The following is a 19,270-nucleotide window of genomic DNA, read 5'->3' on the forward strand; positions in this document are numbered from 1 at the left end:
CCCGTTGCTCTCAATCACTTTCTGATACCAGCCGAAGCTCTCTTTTTTCGAGCGAGCCATGGTGCCGGTGCCATCGTCATTTTTATCCACGTGGATAAAGCCATAGCGTTTGCTGTACTGACCGGTGGTAAATGACACACAGTCGATACAGCCCCACGGCGTATAACCCATCAGATCCACACCATCTTCCAGCACCGCTTTTTTCATCTGCTCGATATGTGCTTTCAGATAAGCGATACGGTAATCGTCATGAATGACGCCCTCATCACCCGCTTTGTCGATAGCACCAAAGCCATTCTCGACAATAAACAGCGGCTTCTGATAACGCTCATACAAAATATTCAGGGTGTAACGCAGTCCGACCGGATCAATCTGCCAGCCCCAGTCAGACGCTTTCACGTGCGGATTCGGCACGCTGCCCGCAAAACCTGACAAACCGTTATCATCACTTGGATTGTGCGCTGAGATCGCGTTGCTCATGTAATAGCTCAGGCCGATGTAATCCGCGCAGCCGTCGCGCAGCGCCTGCAAATCGCCGTCTTCCATTTTGATGTTGAAGCCGCGACGTTCCCACTCTTTCAGCGCATACGCCGGGTAATAACCGCGCATATGCACATCGCTGAACAGGAAGCGTTCGTGCATCGCCTCAACGGAATACATCACATCGTCCGGATGGCAGGAGAACGGATACAGCGGCACCATGGCGATCATGCAGCCAATCTGGAAATCAGGGTTGATTTCATGACCGAGCCTGACTACTTTGGCGCTGGCAACGAACTGATGATGCAGCACCTGATACATCGTTTCTTCCGGATTTTCCTCCCCGGTAAATACCACACCGGAGCAGCAATAACCGAACAACGGATATTTCCAGTTACGCTGGTTATTGATCTCGTTGAAGGTCATCCAGTATTTCACTTTGCCTTTGTAGCGTTCCATTACCACCTGGCTGAAACGTACAAAGAAATCCACTACCTGGCGGTTTTTCCAGCCACCGTATTCCTTCACCAGATGCCACGGCATTTCGAAGTGGGAAAGGGTGATCACCGGCTCGATATTGTGTTTGAGCAGTTCATCAAACATGTCGTCATAGAATTGCAGACCGGCTTCATTTGGCTGTAATTCGTCACCATTCGGGAAGATGCGCGTCCAGGCAATCGAGGTACGGAAACATTTGAAGCCCATTTCTGCGAACAGAGCGATGTCTTCTTTGTAATGCGAGTAAAAATCGACAGCTTCGTGATTCGGATAGCTGTAGCCGTCAAGCACGCCGTCGGTCATTACACGGTCAACGCCGTGCGCGCCGCCGGAAAGGACGTCACAGATGCTGATGCCTTTGCCGCCTTTGTTCCAGCCGCCTTCCACCTGATGTGCTGCAACTGCGCCGCCCCATAAGAAATCTTTCGGTAACTGATGACTCATTTGATTCTCCCTGGATACTTATTGAGGGCAGATTGCTTCTGCCCTGTAGATCGTAATGTCAGATTTAATTCATTTCTGCCTGAGTAGCACGTCGGGTTTCTGCCTGTACTTTTTTGGTCGCGGCAACGTCGGGTTCATCTTTAAATCCGACCAGCCAGGTAAACAGCGCACCGAGCACAAAGGCGACGGTAATCGACAGCAGGAAACCGAGGAACTGCGGCATGTGGCCTTCTTTGAAGAACACCGGCAGTACGGCGATACCCGGCAGACAGTAGCTCCATGACACGGCGTTAAAGGAACCGGCGATCGCGCCGCCGATACCGCCCGCGACACAGCTGCACAGGAATGGTTTTTTCAGGCGCAGCGCCACACCGTAAATTGCAGGTTCAGTGATACCAAACAGGCCGGTGACGCCAGCGGACAACGAGATACCTTTCATTTCGCGGCTGCGGGTTTTCAGGTACACGCCAAACATACTGCCGGTCATCGCGAAGACCGCGGAAGCCTGCAGACCGGTAAAGGTGTCATAACCCAGCGTAGCGTAGTTGCCGACGGTGACCGGCGTAATACCCCAGTGAACGCCCAGCGTTACCAGCGGCTGCCAGAATGCACCTACCACGAAACCGGCAATGGTCGGGCTGAGGTGATAAAGGGTGTTGTATACGCCGCCAATCGCGCCACCAATCAGGTTTCCGACCGGGCCAAACACCAGCAGCGTCATCGGTACCATAATCGCGATACAGAACATCGGTGTGAACAGATTGCGGATAACCACCGGCAGCACTTTATTAAAGAAGTGCTCGATATACGACATTGCCCAGACCATCAGAATGATCGGGATAACAGACGCGGTATAGCTCAGATATTTCACCGGAATGCCGAGGAAATCGAGCGTCGGCGCTGAAACCGGAATACCGACTACATTCTGCAGGATATTCGCCATATCAGGATTGCTGACTGCTTCACGCATCAGCTGTTGCATGGCCGGATCGGCGGAGTTGATCGACGTAATTTTAAACGCCGTCACCATATTCATGTAATCAGGGCTGATCAGCGCGCAGGCCGTAATTACTGCGGTAAACGGATTGACGTTGAATTTTTTGGCTGCGGTAAACGCAATCATCACCGGCAGGAAGGTAAACGCTGTCCAGGACACAAAGTTGAGAATACGGTAGGTGCCGCTGTTCGCGTCCATAATGCCGACGGCAGCGAGGAAGGAGATAATTCCCTGCAAAATACCGCACGCCGCAAGCTGATAAAGGAACGGTGTAAAGATGCTGGAGATAACATCCATCACGCGGCTGACGATGCCCACATTGGGCGCGGAAACCGGTGCGTTTTCGTCAATCTCAATCAGTTTCAGAACCTCTTTATAGGCGTCGCTCACATGGTTGCCGATCACTACCTGCATCTGGCCGCCGGCTTCGATAACTGTAATCACCCCTTTCACGCGTTTTAATTCTTCTTTATCGACGGCGTTATTATCTTTCAGAACAAAGCGTAAACGGGTGGCACAATGTGTGATGCTAATCACATTATTATCGCCGCCAATATATTTAACAATATCCTGAGCTGTCTGAGCGTAATCAATAGCCATTATTTATTATTCTCCTGCGGGTATACAGAGGTGAGCTTTTTTGTTTTTTTTACTCGTTGGCAGGAGTGTAGCAAAAGAAAGGGTATTGTCACGATATAACAAAAAACAATTCGGGTGATTTGTTACATCTTAAAAACACCCTGTTTTTTCATTGCGCTGAGTCACGTTTTATTAAAGGTAATTTCTTTCCGATGGTTTCAATAATATAAAGTACGGGGATCTGAGTGGTAATATTATATTGGCCTTCGAGCACGATTTGCGGCATGTGGTAGGAGATGTTGAGGTCTGCCATCCGCGCCAGCGTTGAGGTTTCGCTGTTGGTCAGGCTGATGATCTTGCAGTTATGCTGGCTGAACTGCGTGGCAAAACGCAGGACTTCTTCCGTTTCACCGGAGACAGAGAGAATAATGGCGATAGCATCTTTATACATATCGCTGTTGATCGGAAAATAAGGGTCGTCAATAAAGGTGCTGAATTTCCCTACATTCGAGAAAAAGCGTGCGCTGTATTTTCCCAGTGAACCGGATGTTCCCACGCCAACAAATATAATACGCTGGGCATTCGCTATTTGTTTTGCCGCTTCATCTAATAACTCATCGAACTCGCTGTTATTAATACTTTTGAAATAGCTGATGATCTCGCTAATTCCAAATGAAACAGGCGGCTTTTCTTCATGTTCTAAAAACAGTTTAAAACGGATACGAAACTCAGAGTAACCGTCGCAATCCATTTTCTTGCAAAAGCGCAGAACGGTTGTCGTTGAGACGCCCGCCGCATCAGCCAGTTCACGTATGGTCATGTACATGACCTTATCGCCATTTTTGACGATGTAGTTATAGACCGTCAGTTCCAGTTCGTTTAACGCTGAAATGGCTTTGTGTGTGAACATGTGATGCCTGTTTGCAAAGAGCTGATAAAGAAAGAAACGGTGTCAGAGATATTTTAACATCGTCACTTCACAGTCGACATGGCCGGTATTGCCCATTGCGCCGTCAATGTGTTGAAAACCCAGACGCTCATACAGCGCGATAGCCTGTGTAAGACTGGCGGTGGTTTCCAGATAGCAGCGGGCAAAACCCTGTGAGCGCGCATGTTCAATGGCCTGAAGCGCCAGACGTTTCGCCAGCCCCTGACCGCGCAGGGAAGGCATGAAATACATCTTCTGTAATTCACACAAATCGTGTTCTGCGCCTGAGAGCGGAGCAACACCGCCGCCACCGGCGACCACACCATCCAGTTCCACCACCCAGTAAGCACAACGCGGCTGGCTGTAGCTTTCATAGAGATGATCTAAATTCGGATCAGCGACGGTATAGCCTTTATCGGCAGTCAGGCCAAATTCGGCTGATACGTGGCGGATTACGTTAGCGATGGCGGCATTATCTTCGGGACGGATCGGGCGCACCAGCACGCTGACAGGAAAGGTGGTCGTCATGTTGCTCACTTAGTTCCCACAATGAATAATCAAACAGACCGTTTTAATACCATCTTAGGGCGTGCCGATGCAACGCCGCAGGCGTGTCCCGCTGATTTTACTTATCTCAAATGAGAATTTTTTTCATTGGCAGAGGCAATAATTCGTTGCCTGCAAGGTCAGGGGCGTGATTAAATCTTCGGCGTTATATATCGTGCTACGCAACCTTCTTTTTTTAAGGAGGGTGTTTCTCATTCCTTTCAGGACGAAAGATAAAAATGTCAGATAATAATCACTACAACGATAACCTGCATCAGGTGCGTTTTCATGGCAAGGGCGGGGAATATTTCGCAATATGGCTGGTTAATGCATTATTAACCATCATTACTCTGGGGATTTATTCTGCCTGGGCGACCGTTCGTCGTCGCCGTTATTTTTTAGGTAATACCGAAATTAACGGAGATCGTTTTGACTATCACGCAAAGCCCATTCAAATATTGAAAGGGCGTCTGCTGGTGATCGGCGGCATTATTGTTTTCTATATTCTGGCGGCGATACTCCCTCAGTTAGCATTGTTGATTGCGCTGGCTTTTCTGGCGTTAATGCCGTGGGTGGTTATCCGCAGCTGGCGTTATAACGCGATCATGACCAGCTTCCGCGGTGTGCGCTTCAACTATCACTGCAAAGTGGGGCGCGCTTACTGGACAATGTATCTGTGCCCGATTTTATTAATGCTGGCGTTGTATATTCCGATTACTGCCGTGGTGTTGATTGCAGTTCAGATGGCCAGTATTAGCGCCATATTAATAAGCGTCATAATAGTTGTCGTGGCATTGGTTCCGGGTGTTGCGGCGGTTCAGGGTATTATCAGCGCGATGACGCATGACTTGTACATCAATAATCACTTTTTCGGAAATACTGCTTTCCGCGCAGAGCTGAAAAAGTCGACCTTTATTAAGTACAGCTTATTAGCCATCGTATTATTCCTGCCTTTCCTGATTGTGGCGTTCTGGCTGATGGGCTCGTTCTTCACCACGATGTACCAGATGGTGGCGATGGGGGCGATGTCTGATGATATGGCCGGTGCGATGCTGTTAAGTAACTTGTTCAGCTTCCTCATGGCTTTCGTCGTGCTTATCGTCGGTGCATTGGTTGTGGCCAGCTATCAGGTGGTCGCCGTGCGTAATTATGTCTTAAATCAGACGCACATCGGTGAGCGCGTAAAACTGCGTTCATCCATGAAAACCGCCTCTTATCTGGGACTGCTTTTCTCCAATGCGCTGATTGTGGTCTTCTCGCTGGGTCTGGCAACGCCAGTGGCGCATGTCCGCGCTGCGCGATATATGGCGGAGCGCACTGCGGTGGTAGGCGATTTGTCGCTGCTGGATGTCGTCGCCCATCACGATGCAGCCAACACGGCTGTGGCGGAAGAAATGGCGCAGGCGTTCGACCTTGGCGTCGGTATGTAAAACATGATCATCGAAGGCTTTTATCAGCCTCCGGGACGGCAGCACGTGAGGCTGCCCGCCTTTTTTTGGACGACGATCAGCGTCTGACTCTTGATGCGCAACCTGCAATTCAGGTTTTTTCTCTGCGCGATATTGAGGTTTCTGACGCGCTGGGCTCCATTCCCCTGTTTCTGACGTTTCCCGACGGTGGCCGTTTTGTGCCTGCTGATGACAGTGCGTTCCGGCGCTGGCTGCGGCAGCATCGCAGGCCGGGCTGGATATACCGCATGGAAAGCCATAAACGCGGTGTGCTTCTCACACTGGCAGCGACCTGCGTGTTGGTGGCCTTTTATATCTGGGGCGTGCTGCCGTGGGTAAGCAATGTCATTGCGCAGCGAATACCGACGACGATTGAACAAAATCTTGGGCATCACACGCTTACACTTTTGAGAGCCAGTGATTTCCAGGATTCGACGTTGCCTGAAGAAAAGCAGAAAGCCCTTCAGCAGCTCTTTCAACAGGTGACGCCACCTTCATTACGCCATGACCGTACCCCGATCAGACTGAAACTGATGAATATTCCGGACGTCGCCAACGCGTTTATGCTGGCGGACGGCACGCTGATCCTCAGCGATGAACTGGTGACATTGAGCCCCGGAGATGACGCACTGGCGGGTGTGATGTTGCACGAAATGGGACATCACGCTTACCGGCATCCGATGCGCATGATAGTGCGTTCTTCGCTGGTATCACTGACGTTGTTGTGGATGACCGGTGATGTCAGCGGTATCGGGGATACGTTATTGCAGACCGCATCGCTGGCGAATGAACTGCAGTTTTCGCGCGGTATGGAGCGTGAGGCGGATGACTGGGCGATTGTGGAAATGAAGCGGGAAGGGCGCTCGCTGGAAAGAATGGCTGAGATTTACCGTCGTTTATCTGCAGAGGGGCAGGATGAGAAAATAAAGGGATATTTGCCTGACTGGCTGAGTACGCATCCTGCTATGACGTCGCGAATAGAACATATCAGGAAGGCTGAAAGAGAATAGGGTTTATCAGGAACGGTGTCTGACGAGTTCTGGTTAGAGAACCCGTCAGACGCTAACGATTATTCGTAGGTAACGGTGAAGTTCGCTACGGCGTTAGCGATACCCGGTTTGATGGTATCGGCAGTTTGTATATAGGCGGCGGTCAGTGGAATATTGAATGCCCCCTCTTGCGTGGTCTTGGTGACAAAGGTTTTCTGATCGAACACGACGACTTTATCATTCATCTTAAGCTGGATGCCTACGCCTTCGGCCCCGCCTTTAGTCAGATCAATAATGCCATTGCCCAGTGTCGAGGCTGCATCGAAACTGATATTCACCGTGGTGTCAGCGTAACATTGCAAAGGGATCTGTACATTCACCGGCTTGAGCGTGGAATTTTTGCCCGTAAAATCTTCTTTCTTCGCAATCCCCATCGGTACAGGGATCGCACTGTTGCCCGTGATTTCGCAGGATGCCTGCTTAACCACGACGGTGCCAATGTTCACGTCAAAGACCATTTGTTCGCCTGCAGTGTCCACCATGCGAACATAAGCCAGGTTACCCGATATCGCGTTGCCGGGAACGATATTGCCCGTTTTAATGAAATCAACTTTTACGTTAGAAAGATAAATAGGCGAGGTACCATCCCCTTCAAAGGTTTTGTCAATAAATCCTGAGTAAACGGGCAGAGCATCTATTGTGACTCGTATTCCGACCCCCTCGATCCCGCTATTAAACGTCATGCCATCTGATAAGCCTGGATAAACAGAGCTATTTACAAAACTGTTTTTTTTGTATTGACCGCCACAGTTATTGGCCAGTAGAGCGCGCTGGTTATAGGTGTAACTTGCAAGCACGGTGCCTACGGGCTGGCTTTGTATGGCCGTAATCTGGCGATCTATGGTCACTTTCCCAAATGTGGAAGGATAGTCGCAAAGGCCCAGTGCCATGGCATTATGCACGCCGCAGGTCAATAGCAGCACGGCCAGCAACGATCGCAGACTGTTTTTTGCAGAGGCACCTTTCTTCAAAATACCGATAAAATTCTTCATGTTACTTCCTCATGCCTTAGTGGCATTGCGCCGTAATTTGTTTAATCAGCGCGGACGGGTCGCTGGCATTGCTGCCGGCCAGCGTGTATGAGCCTTTACACTGCTCATTGCTGCCGTTGCCCCATTTCGCCATGATGTTGCCGGTTTCCGGCAGGCCGGTCAGGTACACTTCGCCGTTGTCACTGACAATCCCGGTGACGGTGCTGTCGTCGTCCAGCAGGCTGACCGTGGCACCAAATGGCACCGGTTTACCCAGGAACAGCATCTGCACTAAGGCACGCTGACCGACGCGGGTTTTGAAGTCCGCACGCACAACCGCGCCGCGGGTTGGGATCACCGTCTGGGTGTTCATGTCCATATCCACGTCGTCAGCAAAGCTTTCGGTTTCCAGCGTCACGCTGTTTTTACGGTATGGCTGGGCAAAAGGCACGACCGCATAGCCACGCCAGTCGGTATGGACACCGCTGTTGTTTTCGACATCAACGTCATCGGCTCCCGGCGCTTTCACCAGCGCGATGGTATCGCCCAGCGGTTGTGACAGCGTGATGCCGTTTTCGTGGATCAGTACGCCGCCCTGAATGCCGTAGCTCCACTGGCGGGTATCCTGGTCATAGCTGTAACCGAGATTGCCTTCACCGGAGCCGCCTTTGTAATCCATGCTGGCATTACCGGACGCGCCGTTGCCCTGATTTTCATACCCCTGCTGCGCGGAATAGCTCAGGTTATTATTTTCCAGCAAGGTGCCGCTGATACCGGCCTGCTGAACGGTGGAACCGTGTCGTTTGGTGCTCATGCTGTACGTTGCCCATGTGCCGGATGGCCCCATGAACTTATCGAGCGGCACCGACATGTTGAAGGCAAACACCTGATCGGCCTCGGTCATGCCCGGGTTTTTCGAGTAGTTGTAGTTAAAGCCGTAACTGATGCCGTAAATGCTGGTGTTGTAACCGAGCTGTAACAGCTTCTCTTTACCGTCGCCGCCCCAGTAATCCTGCTGGCTGCCGCTGACATAAATCGACCCGTAGTCGCCGATTGACTGGTTGACGGACAACTGCATTTTGCTGCGCTGATTGTGCGAGCGGTTGTAGTTGTCGAAATCGTTATCGGTGTCTTTCTGGTAATCCTGCACGTCACTGAAGGCGTAGTAGCCTTCGGTGGAGTAACGGTAACCAGCGATTTGCAGGTTAGTGTCCGTTGCCTCGAAGTTCTTGGCATACATCGCCCGGTAGGACTGGCCTTTTTTGGTGCCCGGCGCATCATCAAACTCACTGGTGGCCTGGGTGGCATCAAATGACACAGCACCCACGGAACCTAAGTCAAAACCAACGCCGACGTTAGCCGCACGATAGTTTTCGGCATACTGCACGCCACCGTAAACGGTGGTGCGCGCGGTCAGACCATAAATATTAGAAACCTGAATAAAGTTCGGGGTCTGAGTATCGTCATTACCTGAACGATATTTACCCAGCGCCAGGTTGTATTTGAAGCGGCCTTCACGTTGTAAAATCGGTACGGAACTGGTGGCAATGTTGAATTTGGTGGTGGAGCCGTCAGATTCGGTTACCGTTACTTCCATATCGCCGCCGTTACCGGACGGATAGAGATCCGTGATGGCGAACGGCCCCGGCGATACGTTGGACTGGTAGATCACATAGCCGTTCTGTTTAATGGTGACCTGCGCATTAGACTTGGCAATGCCGCGCACCGTCGGTGCAAACTGACTCATGGAATCCGGCAGCATCTGGTCGTCGGAGGCCAGTTGCGCACCGGTAAACTGGACGCTGTCAAACACGTCAGCAGGCGTGGAATACTCGCCCAGCGTCAGTTGCCCGCCCTGCAGGAAACGCACGTCACGCTGCACGTAGGTATTAATCGACTCAAACTTGCTGGTGCTGGTGTCTTCGCCGCCGTGCGAGCCTTCAGTTTGCTGATTGCTGTAGGTCGAATAGTTACGCAGTCGCCACGCACCGAGGTTAGCCCCGCTGCGCAGGTTAACGAAGTTACTCTTTGACTGACCGCTGTCGTCGCGCTCTGTGGTAGAGCCGGAATAGCTGTAATTGAGCATAAAGGCGGCGATGCCGTTATCCCAGCGCTTAGGGTCAACCGAGTTGCGCGGACGTAGATTTACGCCGATTTGCGGTACGGTAATGTCATAACGCTTACGGTTTAAATCCAGATTTTCAGTGGCCTGCGGCACATAGGCGCTCAGCGGCTTGGTCAGTTTTGCATCAGGTGCAACGGCTTTCAGATCAGGGAATACGTCCAGCTTGACGCCGTACTCTGCCATCTCTGCGGGCGTGATCGCGCCATAAAGTTTACCCGGCGCATCCGGCAGGCTGACAAACTCTACGTTGCGCGTGTCAACCTGCTGGTTATTCAGATAGATATCCACCTGATAGGTGCCGGGCATCTGCCCGCCCTTTTCAGCGAAATAATCTAGATTGACGTTTTCCATATCGCCGCCATCACCGATGGCCTTAAGCATTTCCGCGTTAAACGTTTCTGCAGAAAAAGCCAATCCGGGAAGAGATAACAATATGAAAAAGGATAAGGGTTTTAATAAAAAAGAGCGGGCAGTCGTGGTGCTTTTTGATGCGCCACTCTTTCTTTCTTCACCTTTTCTCCTGGTGCTGCCTTTGTCCCGATGATTTTTAATATTGTTATTTTCCATAATAAACAGACATTCCCGGTTTTAATCTTTCGACTTATTTAGATTGATGCTTTGGCTTTTTCGGTTAATCCGCCGAAGTCATTAATAGCCTGCCAGACGATGCTGTTTCCTGCCGGAGCATTATCAATTTTGAACGACGATTTTGGCGGCACCATATACCCTTCTTTTAACTCTTTGCCGTTCACGCTGACTTTAGTCATGTTGACGTAATAAGGTGTCGGATTACTGGCAGTTATTGCATTGCCTGAGCGGGTGAAGGTCAGTTGCTGATACGCTTTGGCAATCGCGTCTTTGTTATTCAATGCAGTCGGGCGATAGATCAGCTTGATGCGGGTATTGATAGAGAACTGCAATGAGTTTTTTTCTTTCGACGCCGGAGGAATAGCCAGTGTGTTAACCCAGTAGACAGACTCTTTGTCCTGCGCTAATGATGATGAAGTTTGGGTAATACGCACGGCATTATCCTGACCCGGTTCAATACGGAACAGTGGCGGCGTGATAATAAACGGCACCTTCTCACCCGCTTTGTCAGAACTTACCCAGGAACGAATAAGATAAACATTCGAATCTTCGGTATTTTTAACAGAGAGGGAAACTTCTTTCATATTGCCGTTATAAATAACGCGGGTAGAACCTACGGAAAAACCGGCGAATGAGGGGGTTGAGAGTGCGAATAGCAATAGAGAATAAAAAGATTTTTTAAGTAGCGACATAATTAACCTTTGAAGTATGCAGTAATGATTCCACAGCTTTACTAAAAGAGTAAATAAAATGGTTGAGTATTTCCCAACCATTTTATTGATAAGTTAATGTATTACAGAATTAATTACTCGTAAGACATTGTGAAGGTCACAGGGATATTAAAATCACCGGCTCCCGCGCTGTTGGTAGCCGTTTTTGATAAACCGACGAGATAATTAAGGGTGTTCTCGCCAGCAACAATTGTCTTTTCATTTGCATCGAAAGTTTTTGGTACGATATCAGTGCCTGTATCAGCGTCTGTAATTAAGAAACCAATATACGGGACCTGTGCATTACCAATGATAACGTTAGGATAATAGCTGGAGGTTCTGGCATCAAAATTAACTTTTGCAACGGACACGCCTTCAGGGCAGCCAGACAATACGATACTAAAAGGCTTCTGCAATGCAGATTTGGTGGTGCCCGGAGCAACTTCATTTAGTGTTGCAATAGAGTAACCATTGAAGCTAACATCCAATGATGTGCTATTCGTAGCAACAGAACAAGAACTGGAAGTCACTTGACCGGTGAAGTTTAGGGAACCTTCATCTGCCTGTGCAGCAGAAACACCCAGACCCAACATAACAACTACAGCAGCACTTAATTTTTTCATATTCATGATCGGTTTAATCCTTTTAACCAAATTCTATTAACTTGGTGTTTTATTTTCAGCAAGCCAATAAATCGGGAAATATTAGTTGTAAGACAGAACAAAAGTAGTTGTTGCGTTGAATGCACCACCGGTCACTGCTTCAGCAGTAGACATGGCTGCCGCTTCCAGATTAATGGTTGCAACGCCGGTTTCAGCATTGATCGGTGCAGCTGCAGAAGCAGAATGCATTGGGATCAGATCGCCACCTTTGTTATAAATAGCGATGCCCAGACCGGTTGCGACTGAATCAGACCCCAGTGCCAGCAACTGGTTGTTAGTCGCATCAGATGCACCGTTCGCAGTAAACATTACGCCAGTCTGAGAAACAGGGCATGCAGTCAGATTCAGGACGATGTCTTTTTTCTCTGAAATTGCGCCAACAGCTGCAAAGCTTGTAGCGGACAGGGTATCAAATGCCACGTCAGTGGTGCTGCCTGCATCAACTGAACATGTAGTTGCAACAAGAGAACCTGTAACATTCAATGTACCAGTATCAGCCGCATTTGCACCCATTGCTGCAACCATACCGGCAGCCAGTACACTCATTTTAAAAAACGAAGTCATTTTCATTACTATTCCTTTATTTTAACAAAAACACACTCTTGGTAATAAGAGCTGGTGGGTGATGATGAAGAGGGTATAAATTCGTCCCCCCCTTATCGTTGGAGCGCATTATTCATAGTTGTCGTATAAATCTCCATGGCATACGCTGAATGTACTATTCAGTAAACTTAAGAATGGATATATCTGTATGAATCAAGGCGAATTTATATGATATATTTATTTTTATAAAATCGGGCCGGATTTCAATTTAAGTTAGTTAAAGGTATAGTTCAGTAAAGTGTATTTACCATCTACTAATATATCCCTTTATTTGTTTTTAGTAGTTTTCGCGATAATGAATTATTTATTATACCCCCCAAAAAATATTACTCATTCAATTATAAGAAATTAAAGTACCGGTAAGGAGACCAAAATTGAGTATCTTGACTATGATAGATGGTGAGAATGCGAACTCTCGCATTTCACCGGAGATCAGAGGACTGGACAGCATGAAAGAAAACACGCTCACCGATCGTTTTAAGATGGTGAAGAATTTTGATCTCAATCTTTTAACCACCTTTGAGGCGGTTTTTATTCATCGCAGCGGGACTAAAGCTGCAGATGCACTGGGCATCACCCCTTCAGCTGTCAGCCAGGCGCTCGGGCGTTTACGTGTTCATTATAATGATGCGTTGTTTATCCGGGACGGAAAGGCGCTGGCACCGACCACCGTCGCGATTGGTATACATGAAGGGCTGGCGGAAGCTTATGACAACATGATCGCCAAGCTGCAGAATATCTCATTTGATTCTCTGCCGACCCGGCTTGTGGTTCACTGCTCGCCATATATCTCTATGTTTACGATTAACGTCATGCGCAGGGTGCTGGATGAAATCGCACCCGACTGTGAGATAGTGCACAGCACCAGCGGTAATTCTATTGCTGAAACGGAAGATGCGCTTATTTTCCGTAAGGCTGACATCATTTTCGATGCTCATCCCCATATCAGCCACTCGCGTGTAAGCCAGCATATTGCCAGTGAAGTACCGGTGATGATTTGCCGGAAATCTCATCCGCGTCTTAACGGTAGCCTGACGCCTGAGCAGGCCGCAGAAGAGAGCCATATTTTCGTGGATTCCGAGAGCGCCAGTCTTTTGTCTAACAGGTTGAGCGTGAATGCTCTGATGCAAGTCGACAGAAAGTGCCGATTTATCAGCCCTTCAATGCTCTCTATTATTTCGATGGTTGAATCATCCGACATGGTGGGTTTTATCACGGAGCGTTTCTATCAGAAAATGAAAGACTCTTTTGATATTCAGAGACTGTCGATTGATGTCACATTGCCTTCACAACCTGTCTACATGATTTATAATAAAGCCGCACTGAATAACCAGTTTTTCTCGACACTGGTGAGAAAAATGTCGGATATCTTTATGCAGGAATTTAAGAATAACGCCCTGCGTTAATCAGTCTGTTGCAGGTATAAAAAATGCCAGTCAGGTTTCCCTGACTGGCATTTGTGTATATAAGGTTTAACGCTTATATCAGGCTGAGATTACAGCGCAGCGATCGTAGCTTTCTGTTCTGCCAGTTTCACTTTTGCATCACCGCAGGCAGCAAGACGTTCGCGTTCTTTAGCGACAACGGCTTCAGGCGCACGCGCCACAAAACCTTCGTTAGACAGCTTGCCTTCGATGGACGCAATCTCACCATCCAGTTTCGCCATCTCTTTGTCCAGACGCGCCAGCTCGGCATCTTTATCAATCAGACCGGCCATTGGGATCAGCAGCTCTGCGCCTTCAACCAGCTTGGTGACAGACACCGGGCCTTTGTCGCCAGCAGGCAGAATGGTGATGGATTCCAGACGCGCCAGAGACTTAATGAAGCTCAGGTTCTGTTCCACACGACGCTGTGCATCGGCACTTGCGCCACGTAACAGCAGTTCCAGCGGCTTGGCCGGAGACAGGTTCATCTCGGCACGCACGTTACGGATAGCGATGATCGCCTGCTTGATCCACTCGAGATCGGCCAGCGCCAGTTCGTCCACTTTCGCTGCATCAAACTCAGGGAAAGGTTGCAGCATAATCGTTTCTGCCGTGATGCCTTTCAGTGATTTGACACGCTGCCAGATGGTTTCGGTGATGAACGGGATGATCGGATGTGCAAGACGCAGCAGACCTTCAAGCACTTCTACCAGCGTATGGCGGGTGCCGCGCAGTTGCGCTTCGTTGCCACCGTTCATGACCGGCTTGGTCAGCTCCAGATACCAGTCGCAGAACTGGTTCCAGGTGAATTCATACAGAATGCTGGCAGCCAGATCGAAGCGGTAGTTATCCATCGCTTCACGGTACGATTTCACCGTGCGGTTGTATTCCGCAAGGATCCAGCGATCAGCCAGTGACAGCTCAAGTTCGCCGCCGTTCAGGCCACAATCCTGATCTTCGGTGTTCATCAGCACGAAGCGGCTGGCGTTCCACAGTTTGTTACAGAAGTTGCGGTAGCCTTCAAGACGCTTCATGTCCCAGTTGATGTCACGACCGGTAGACGCCAGCGCGGCCAGCGTGAAGCGCAGGGCGTCGGTGCCGTGTGGTTCGATGCCGTTCGGGAATTGCTTCTCGGTGCGCTTGCGGATTTTCTCTGCCAGCTGCGGCTGCATCATATTACCGGTACGTTTTTCCAGCAGGTCTTCCAGCGAGATACCGTCGATCATATCCAGCGGATCGATAACGTTGCCCTTGGACTTGGACATTTTCTGCCCTTCGTCGTCGCGGATAAGACCGGTCATGTAGACGGTGTTAAACGGAACCTGTGGCTTGCCGTTTTCGTCTTTCACGAAGTGCATGGTCATCATGATCATGCGCGCGATCCAGAAGAAGATGATATCGAAGCCGCTGACGACCACGCTTGAAGGGTGGAATGCTTTCAGGTCAGGCGTTTGTTCCGGCCAGCCCAGCGTGGAGAATGTCCACAGACCGGAAGAGAACCAGGTGTCGAGCACGTCTTCATCCTGGGTAAGCACAACGTCTGCGCCCAGATTGTTTTCGCTGCGCACTTCCGCTTCGTCACGGCCAACAAACACGTTGCCTTCGGCGTCATACCACGCAGGAATGCGGTGTCCCCACCACAGCTGACGGGAAATACACCAGTCCTGAATGTCACGCATCCAGCTGAAATACATGTTTTCGTACTGTTTAGGCACGAACTGAATTTCACCTTGCTCAACGGCTTCTACCGCCACTTTTGCCAGCGGCGCAGTACGCACGTACCACTGGTCAGTCAGCATTGGCTCAATCACCACGCCACCACGGTCGCCGTAAGGTACGGTCAGATCGTGAGGTTTGATTTCTTCCAGCAGGCCGGCTTCGTCAAACGCAGCGACCACGGCTTTACGCGCAGCAAAGCGCTCCAGGCCACGGAACTGCTCAGGAATATCGTTGGTACATGCATCGCTTTCTTCGCCGTTAGTATCAAATACTTCAGCGGTCTGGCGGATGTCGCCATCGAAAGTCAGGATGTTGATCATCGGCAGGCCGTGACGTTTACCGACTTCATAGTCGTTAAAGTCATGCGCAGGGGTGATCTTCACGCAGCCGGTGCCTTTTTCCATGTCGGCGTGTTCATCGCCAACAATCGGAATACGACGTCCCACCAGCGGCAGAATGATTTCTTTGCCGATCAGATCTTTATAACGCGGGTCTTCCGGGTTAACCGCCACGCCGGTATCACCGAGCACAGTTTCCGGGCGGGTAGTGGCGACTACCAGATAATCTTTGCCTTCAGCGGTTTTCGCGCCGTCAGCCAGCGGATAACGCAGGTGCCACATGGAACCTTTGGATTCGCGGTTTTCGACTTCCAGATCAGAGATAGCGGTACGCAGTTTCGGATCCCAGTTCACCAGGCGTTTGCCGCGGTAAATCAGATCCTCTTTGTACAGACGTACAAACACTTCGCGCACGGCGTTGGACAAGCCTTCATCCATGGTGAAGCGCTCGCGCTCCCAGTCCACGGAATCGCCCAGACGGCGCATCTGACGGGTGATCGTGCCGCCGGATTCTGCTTTCCAGTCCCAGATTTTGTCGATGAACGCTTCACGGCCATAGTCGTGACGGGTTTTGCCTTCTTCAGCCGCGATTTTACGCTCAACCACCATCTGCGTTGCGATACCCGCATGGTCGGTACCCGCCTGCCACAGCGTGTTTTTACCCTGCATACGCTGATAGCGGATCATGGCGTCCATGATGGTTTGCTGGAAAGCATGACCCATGTGCAAGCTGCCGGTAACGTTCGGCGGCGGGATCATGATGGCAAAGCTTTCTTTACTGGTATCACCATGCGGCTTGAAATAGCCCTGTTGTTCCCAGTGCTCGTAAAGCGGCTGCTCGATGTCTTGCGGGTTATATGTCTTATCCATTTCGCTTCGTATTTTCGTCGGTCGATGTGGTGACTGAGGGCGGCGTGGCCGTCGTCAAAGAGAAACCCACGCTGCGATAGGCTTTGTAGCGTTCGCGCGCAAGCTGTTTAAGGGAATCTTCGTAAGGAACGAAGTCTACCACTTCATGGAAAGCAGTAGCAAAATCTGCAAATTCTGGCATCAGGCTGATCAGCAGGTCGCGCGGCGCATTGCCGCGTTTGCCCGGCCAGCATAGCTCGACCGGCGCACCAAAGCGCGGGCCTTCTCCGGCCAGATTGTGCGGGACAAAGTGGCTGGGATCGCGCTGCCAGAGCGCTTCATCCAGACGCTCGGCCTGTTTCTGATCTTCACAGGCCAGCAGAACACGTTTGCCCATCCGGTAACGTTCAGCGGCGACCAGACAGGCCAGCGCTTCGTGTGAGCTAAGCTCGCCACTGGCGTCGGGCGCATCGAGAAGAAAGAAGGTTGCCTGTTTCATGATGAGTTCACTGTGCTGCTGAGAAAAAAACAGGGGCGCAACTGGTGCGCCCGCCTGTAAGAGGCCTGGCGAACCAGACCCTGATACCGAAGATTATAACTTATTTAGCCGGGGAATCACTCATCGCCATCAAGCCCTGCGCGGTTCAGCAGGAACTGTGACAGCAGCGCAACCGGACGACCGGTCGCTCCTTTATTTTTACCTGAACGCCATGCGGTACCGGCGATATCCAGATGTGCCCAGCTGTATTTACGGGTAAAGCGCGACAGGAAGCAACCGGCGGTGATAGCACCACCCGGACGGCCACCGATGTTCGCCATATCCGCAAAATTCGAATCCAGCTGGTCCTGATATTCATCAGCCAGCGGCAGACGCCATGCGCGGTCGCCCGCCTGTTCGGACGCGCCGATCAGTTCGTGCGCCAGCGGATTGTGATTCGACAGCAAACCGGTGATGTGATGGCCAAGGGCAATCACGCAGGCGCCGGTCAGCGTGGCAACGTCAATCACCAGCTCAGGATCGAAACGTTCAACGTAGGTCAGCGCATCGCACAGCACCAGACGGCCTTCGGCGTCAGTATTGAGCACTTCTACCGTCTGGCCTGACATGGTAGTCAGGATATCGCCCGGACGAAACGCCTGACCGCCAGGCATGTTTTCACAGCCTGCCAGCACGCCAATCACGTTCAGCGGCAGATTCAGTTCAGCCACCACACGCATCGCACCATAAACGGCCGCAGCACCACACATGTCGTACTTCATTTCATCCATATCAGCCGCTGGCTTAATGGAAATACCGCCGGAATCGAAGGTCAGACCTTTACCGACGAGCACGATAGGCTTAGCGTCCGGATTAGGATTTCCTTTATATTCCATCACCGACATTAGTGATTCGTTCTTAGAACCCTGACCTACCGCCAGATACGCATTCATCCCCAGCTCTTTCATCTGCTGCTCGCCGATTACGCGGGTAGTGATGTTGGTGCTGAACGCATCTGCCAGCTGACGGGCCTGTGACGCCAGATAAGCGGCGTTACAGATGTTCGGTGGCATATTGCCGAGATCTTTCGCCGCTTTAATACCGGCTGAAACCGCCAGACCGTGCTGAATGGCGCGCTCACCGCTGGTCAGTTCACGGCGGGTTGGCACGTTGAAGACCATTTTACGCAGCGGACGGCGCGGTTCGGTTTTATTGCTTTTCAGCTGATCGAAGGTATAAAGCGATTCTTTCGAGGTTTCGACGGCCTGACGCACTTTCCAGTAAGTGTTACGTCCTTTCACGTGCAGCTCGGTGAGGAAGCAAACGGCTTCCATCGAACCGGTATCGTTCAGGGTGTTAATAGTTTTCTGGATCACCTGTTTGTACTGGCGCTCATCCAGCTCGCGCTCTTTGCCGCAACCAATCAGCAAAATGCGTTCTGAAAGAATATTCGGTACATGATGCAGCAAGAGGGTCTGGCCCACTTTGCCTTCAAGTTCGCCACGGCGGAGCAGGGCGCTGATGTAGCCATCACTGATTTTATCGAGTTGTTCGGCAATCGGTGACAGGCGGCGCGGTTCGAAAACGCCGACTACAATACAGGCACTGCGTTGTTTTTCCGGGCTACCGCTTTTTACGCTGAACTCCATGCACTCTCCTGAATCTTAAAGACAAGGGCGGGAGGTACGGCTAGAATGAGTCGCCGGAGACACTCTCCCGTCATTGTGTTAACGACCTGTGTTAACCTAAACGGCGTTAGTTTTTATTTTGGCGGCTATAAGCAAGTTCCTATAGGACACCCCAATTCTCGGTGTTGTAATACTATTTTAGCTGC

At 50.6% G+C, this 19,270-nt stretch carries 15 protein-coding genes and 1 pseudogene; 4 read left to right on the forward strand and 12 right to left on the reverse strand.

All coding sequences use genetic code 11. From position 1 onward, the window contains the following. The 4 genes from UC15_RS16440 to UC15_RS16455 form a co-directional block, all read right to left on the reverse strand. On the reverse strand, positions 1-1,422 hold a 1,422-nt coding region (locus UC15_RS16440), incomplete at its 3' end, for a 6-phospho-beta-glucosidase (RefSeq protein WP_112289434.1). A 64-nt stretch (positions 1,423-1,486) separates the two neighbouring features. Beyond that, complete coding sequence (locus UC15_RS16445) at positions 1,487-3,019, reverse strand: PTS transporter subunit EIIC (RefSeq protein ID WP_112289435.1); 1,533 nt, start codon at positions 3,017-3,019, stop codon at positions 1,487-1,489. A gap of 148 nt (positions 3,020-3,167) precedes the next feature. Beyond that, positions 3,168-3,908 carry a MurR/RpiR family transcriptional regulator gene (locus UC15_RS16450; RefSeq protein WP_112289436.1) on the reverse strand — a complete coding sequence of 247 codons (741 nt, stop codon included), beginning with the start codon at positions 3,906-3,908 and terminating at the stop codon, positions 3,168-3,170. A 42-nt stretch (positions 3,909-3,950) separates the two neighbouring features. Continuing rightward, positions 3,951-4,454 carry a GNAT family N-acetyltransferase gene (locus UC15_RS16455; RefSeq protein WP_112289483.1) on the reverse strand — a complete coding sequence of 168 codons (504 nt, stop codon included), beginning with the start codon at positions 4,452-4,454 and terminating at the stop codon, positions 3,951-3,953. Positions 4,455-4,711: 257 nt separating this feature from the next. Between UC15_RS16455 and UC15_RS16460 the strand changes: the two genes are divergently transcribed. Next, entirely contained in the window at positions 4,712-5,902 is a 1,191-nt protein-coding gene (locus UC15_RS16460; RefSeq protein WP_112289437.1) for a YjgN family protein, read from the forward strand. A 3-nt stretch (positions 5,903-5,905) separates the two neighbouring features. Next, a pseudogene (locus UC15_RS16465) lies at positions 5,906-6,930 on the forward strand (M48 family metallopeptidase). 59 nt (positions 6,931-6,989) lie between these two features. On the opposite strand, the gene UC15_RS16470 reads toward UC15_RS16465, so the two are convergent. Both UC15_RS16470 and UC15_RS16475 read right to left on the reverse strand, forming a co-directional pair. After that, positions 6,990-7,961, reverse strand: coding sequence for a fimbrial protein (locus UC15_RS16470; RefSeq protein ID WP_112289438.1), 972 nt, complete (start codon positions 7,959-7,961; stop codon positions 6,990-6,992). A gap of 16 nt (positions 7,962-7,977) precedes the next feature. After that, the gene (locus UC15_RS16475) at positions 7,978-10,446 is read right to left on the reverse strand and encodes a fimbria/pilus outer membrane usher protein (RefSeq protein WP_232829920.1); all 2,469 of its coding nucleotides are present in this window, start codon (positions 10,444-10,446) and stop codon (positions 7,978-7,980) included. On the opposite strand from UC15_RS16475, the gene UC15_RS26055 reads away from it, so the two are divergent. Continuing rightward, positions 10,433-10,609, forward strand: a complete 177-nt coding sequence (locus UC15_RS26055; RefSeq protein ID WP_232829921.1) for a hypothetical protein — start codon at positions 10,433-10,435, stop codon at positions 10,607-10,609. The genes UC15_RS16475 and UC15_RS26055 overlap by 14 nt on opposite strands. A 61-nt stretch (positions 10,610-10,670) precedes the next feature. On the opposite strand, the gene UC15_RS16480 is transcribed toward UC15_RS26055, so the two are convergent. From UC15_RS16480 to UC15_RS16490, 3 genes are all read right to left on the reverse strand, one after another. Continuing rightward, positions 10,671-11,345 carry a molecular chaperone gene (locus UC15_RS16480; RefSeq protein WP_112289440.1) on the reverse strand — a complete coding sequence of 225 codons (675 nt, stop codon included), beginning with the start codon at positions 11,343-11,345 and terminating at the stop codon, positions 10,671-10,673. A gap of 113 nt (positions 11,346-11,458) precedes the next feature. Further along, the gene (locus UC15_RS16485) at positions 11,459-11,992 is read right to left on the reverse strand and encodes a fimbrial protein (protein ID WP_112289441.1); all 534 of its coding nucleotides are present in this window, start codon (positions 11,990-11,992) and stop codon (positions 11,459-11,461) included. A gap of 75 nt (positions 11,993-12,067) precedes the next feature. Next, positions 12,068-12,595, reverse strand: coding sequence for a fimbrial protein (locus tag UC15_RS16490; RefSeq protein WP_112289442.1), 528 nt, complete (start codon positions 12,593-12,595; stop codon positions 12,068-12,070). Positions 12,596-13,077: 482 nt separating this feature from the next. On the opposite strand from UC15_RS16490, the gene UC15_RS16495 reads away from it, so the two are divergent. Beyond that, positions 13,078-14,034 (forward strand): LysR family transcriptional regulator, encoded by a 957-nt coding sequence (locus UC15_RS16495; protein ID WP_232829922.1) that lies wholly within the window; start codon positions 13,078-13,080, stop codon positions 14,032-14,034. A gap of 89 nt (positions 14,035-14,123) precedes the next feature. Here the strand turns inward: UC15_RS16495 and UC15_RS16500 are convergent, their stop codons facing one another. From UC15_RS16500 to pepA, 3 genes are all read right to left on the reverse strand, one after another. Continuing rightward, positions 14,124-16,979 (reverse strand): valine--tRNA ligase, encoded by a 2,856-nt coding sequence (locus UC15_RS16500; protein ID WP_112289444.1) that lies wholly within the window; start codon positions 16,977-16,979, stop codon positions 14,124-14,126. After that, entirely contained in the window at positions 16,972-17,457 is a 486-nt protein-coding gene (locus UC15_RS16505) for a DNA polymerase III subunit chi (RefSeq protein WP_112289445.1), read from the reverse strand. Before UC15_RS16505 ends, UC15_RS16500 begins: the two co-directional genes overlap by 8 nt. A 116-nt stretch (positions 17,458-17,573) precedes the next feature. Beyond that, positions 17,574-19,085: a leucyl aminopeptidase gene (gene pepA / locus UC15_RS16510; protein WP_112289446.1), complete on the reverse strand. Its 1,512-nt coding sequence runs from the start codon at positions 19,083-19,085 to the stop codon at positions 17,574-17,576. Positions 19,086-19,270 lie beyond the last annotated feature (185 nt).

Source organism: Rahnella sp. AN3-3W3 (assembly GCF_003263545.1).
In the GTDB taxonomy this organism is placed as follows: Bacteria; Pseudomonadota; Gammaproteobacteria; order Enterobacterales; family Enterobacteriaceae; genus Rahnella; species Rahnella variigena.

Bases quoted from the DNA above. Each gene is read 5' to 3' on its own strand.
- UC15_RS16470 (WP_112289438.1), bottom strand. From the start codon at position 7,961: ATGAAGAATTTTATCGGTATTTTGAAGAAAGGTGCCTCTGCAAAAAAC.
- UC15_RS16500 (WP_112289444.1), bottom strand. From the start codon at position 16,979: ATGGATAAGACATATAACCCGCAAGACATCGAGCAGCCGCTTTACGAG.
- UC15_RS16490 (WP_112289442.1), bottom strand. From the start codon at position 12,595: ATGAAAATGACTTCGTTTTTTAAAATGAGTGTACTGGCTGCCGGTATG.
- UC15_RS16475 (WP_232829920.1), bottom strand. From the start codon at position 10,446: ATGCTTAAGGCCATCGGTGATGGCGGCGATATGGAAAACGTCAATCTA.
- UC15_RS16460 (WP_112289437.1), top strand. From the start codon at position 4,712: ATGTCAGATAATAATCACTACAACGATAACCTGCATCAGGTGCGTTTT.
- UC15_RS16455 (WP_112289483.1), bottom strand. From the start codon at position 4,454: ATGACGACCACCTTTCCTGTCAGCGTGCTGGTGCGCCCGATCCGTCCC.
- UC15_RS16485 (WP_112289441.1), bottom strand. From the start codon at position 11,992: ATGAATATGAAAAAATTAAGTGCTGCTGTAGTTGTTATGTTGGGTCTG.
- UC15_RS16505 (WP_112289445.1), bottom strand. From the start codon at position 17,457: ATGAAACAGGCAACCTTCTTTCTTCTCGATGCGCCCGACGCCAGTGGC.
- UC15_RS16445 (WP_112289435.1), bottom strand. From the start codon at position 3,019: ATGGCTATTGATTACGCTCAGACAGCTCAGGATATTGTTAAATATATT.
- UC15_RS26055 (WP_232829921.1), top strand. From the start codon at position 10,433: ATGGCCTTAAGCATTTCCGCGTTAAACGTTTCTGCAGAAAAAGCCAAT.
- pepA (WP_112289446.1), bottom strand. From the start codon at position 19,085: ATGGAGTTCAGCGTAAAAAGCGGTAGCCCGGAAAAACAACGCAGTGCC.
- UC15_RS16450 (WP_112289436.1), bottom strand. From the start codon at position 3,908: ATGTTCACACACAAAGCCATTTCAGCGTTAAACGAACTGGAACTGACG.
- UC15_RS16495 (WP_232829922.1), top strand. From the start codon at position 13,078: ATGAAAGAAAACACGCTCACCGATCGTTTTAAGATGGTGAAGAATTTT.
- UC15_RS16480 (WP_112289440.1), bottom strand. From the start codon at position 11,345: ATGTCGCTACTTAAAAAATCTTTTTATTCTCTATTGCTATTCGCACTC.